Origin of the sequence: Gilliamella sp., from assembly GCF_024104075.1 — a bacterium.
In the GTDB taxonomy this organism is placed as follows: Bacteria; Pseudomonadota; Gammaproteobacteria; order Enterobacterales; family Orbaceae; genus Gilliamella; species Gilliamella bombi.
This window is the reverse complement of sequence record NZ_JAGGHR010000063.1, coordinates 1-2,810: the sequence shown is the minus strand read 5'-3', so window position 1 is coordinate 2,810 and position 2,810 is coordinate 1. Positions and strand designations below refer to the sequence as shown.

The 2,810-nt window shown below is 30.4% G+C and carries 2 protein-coding genes; one reads left to right on the top strand and one right to left on the bottom strand.

The window, feature by feature from the left end; all coding sequences use genetic code 11:
• Positions 1 to 461: 461 nt before the first annotated feature.
• Positions 462 to 1,577, top strand: coding sequence for a hypothetical protein (locus tag J6569_RS11020; RefSeq protein WP_085164725.1), 1,116 nt, complete (start codon positions 462 to 464; stop codon positions 1,575 to 1,577).
• 216 nt (positions 1,578 to 1,793) lie between these two features.
• Here the strand turns inward: J6569_RS11020 and J6569_RS11015 are convergent.
• A partial coding sequence (locus tag J6569_RS11015) for a hypothetical protein (RefSeq protein WP_296318494.1) occupies positions 1,794 to 2,810 on the bottom strand: 1,017 nt, incomplete at its 5' end.

Below are 2,810 nucleotides of genomic sequence, written 5' to 3'. Positions count from 1 at the left end.
CCCGATGCCCGCTGCCCGATGCCCGATGCCCGATGCCCGATTAAGTCCATATTTTATCATAATTTTATTATTCCTCACACTTATTTTCTTAAATTTATTGTTATAAAATAAATAGTTAATGTTGTTTTTAGTAATTTTAGCATAAAATAGTATATAACTATGCTACCCTATTTTAGAATAAAAACTTCATTTTTCACCTATTTTTTTGTAAAGTTTTGTTAAGCTAATTTTTATTTTTATCATTTCTTTATCATACAAATACCTAACATATAAAATATAGTAATCAAACTTCAAGTATAATACAGAATATAAATCATTCAGTATTATAAAAAATAATCGAATTTACTTAAGCTGAAATTTTCGCTAACATATTAAAGTTAAACTATCAATATCTTTTAATCCATATAAAATATGGTTGTAACATCATATTGAAAAAACTTCAAATAATTTAAATAATAACAATGAAAAATATACTACTTGCTTTACTTTTAATCCTTTCTTTTCCTGTATTTAGTACTATCTATAGAACTACCTATAGTGCTACCTATGCTTATAAAGGCTATATTGAGAATAAAGAAGTAACGTTATATTTGAGCCCCTATTTGAAAGCTTTTTGGGTTTATAAAGATGATCACAAACAGATACAACATGCTTTATCCTATGAATGTCACTTAATGAACTCATGCGATGAAGTTAGCCAACAAAACAGTTTAAAACTTTATGATGATAAAGATATTTATTTGGATGAAAATGATAATCATCCAAAAATTAAAGATTCAATTAGTTACTTTAACTTTAATCATAATGGGCAAACACAATTTAATCAAAAATTAGTTGGTTATTGGTTTGATGGCAAAAAAAATCAACAATATCCAATAAAATTGCAAAAAGAACTTGAAATAATTGATGAAGCAGATGCTGAATTTAATCGCCTTGAATTATTACAAACGAATTCATCAGATAAATTTTATTTTACTGCGGTATTATCAAAAAAGAAAAAAGAAAAAATTAAACTAGTTGGTGTGAATGTTTATGACAAAAGTAACCACCAATTAATGCAAAAAATACAAAATTTACATTATAGCTACAACCAATTTGACAGCATTTATCTAGAGGATATCAATTTTGACGGCAATCTTGATTTAGCCATTAAAAAATATGCCTCAAGTGCCAGAATAGGAGCAAATTATGACTACTATATCAATGACAAAGGTAAATTTGTAGCCACAAACTTGTGGGGTAGCGATATCGATTTTAATCCAAAAGATAAATCCGCCACAGGTAAAAAAAATTGTTATAATTATAATGAAAAACAGCAAAGAATCTTGACAACAATACAAAGTATTTATCATTATCAAAAATACAAATATATCAATATAAAAAATAGCTGTCAGTTTAAAAACATTGATACCCAAGAGCACAGAAAATGTAATGAAGAAGAATATAACGCTTGTTTGTTAAACCGAAATAATATTGATCGAGAAAACCCGCATGTAATTGGTGAAGATAATATATTGTATAAAAATATGGTATGGTACAAAGATAAATTCATTGATGGCGTTGTAGATGATGAATGATTATGATGTGGTTTTAGCTAGCAATAGTCTTATATAATCGTTATTTAGTATAATAACTCAGTCAAGTTATTTACAATATAAAAAACACTTTTTACTAACTATTTCGCCAAGTTTTTACTGCATATTAACACTGCTATTTATTCATGCCATGAAGCACAACTATTTTCGATTTAATGTTTAATTTGATGCTGATCATTATCAGCATCAAATTATGAATTATCCTTTACAAATTGCATACCCTAAACGAGAATCTTCAGCTAAAAAGAAACCAATAAACCCATCATGGCTATGCACAACAGAATACACCCCAGGCTCACGAGCATTTATAGTCCAATATCTTGACATAAAATAATCAGGATTTAATTCCTGCCATTCTGAATCAGGATAAGAAGATTTAGTTGTCCACCCCCATTCACCCAAAATAGAGTCTCCTATGGCGCGAGTGTAACTATTAGAAACTGTCAATTTATCTCTATCTAATTCTGCTGCTTGGCCTTCATATCGTGGAGAGTTTGTCAATTGCTCTCGACTCATCATATTTTGTAAACCGCCACATCGTTGTTGTACAACATTAAACGTTCCCCTAAAATTTTGAGGTATGCCCCAAATAGCAGTTGGGTTAAAGGTATAATCGTGAACAATTGAGGGATCTCTTTTCAAAGTAGCTCTCACTGTAACATTTCCTAATGGTTTACTATTAAGTTTTACTACACCATTTTGATCAATCGACACCCCTCTCCCTGGATTGTTGATTAATTGATAGCGGTAATCCGTTTGAGCACCAGTCATCACTAACTGAAATTTAGCCCCAGGAAATCCCGTTGCTGGAAATGTTTTTGAAGATACCACGGGTTTAACCTTAAAACCATAGTTTGGTACATAATCTTGAGTATAACCACCACCAACTAGAGGATGGCGATTAGCATATTCAGGTCGATTAAAATAATATGCCTCCGTTTTTAAATCAACTCCAATCCATTGGTGTTCTGGATGAACAATAGTAGAATTGGGTTTGGCATAACATAGTTCCGATTTTGGTGCGATTTGGTAGGTTTTGGCTAAGGTAATCTGTTTACTTTCATTTGGAATACCATACTGCGAATACGCTTTTACTTTTGTTTCAAGTATCAATTTTAATGGCATTGAAAAGCCACTGCCACAACCTATCATTTTTTTCTTATCATTACCTATTATTCTTACACCATTATTGTCATACCACCAATAATTAGTCGA

What these genes read in the sequence shown, in the direction of transcription:
- J6569_RS11020 (WP_085164725.1), top strand. Translation starts at nt 462, where the DNA reads ATGAAAAATATACTACTTGCTTTACTTTTAATCCTTTCTTTTCCTGTA.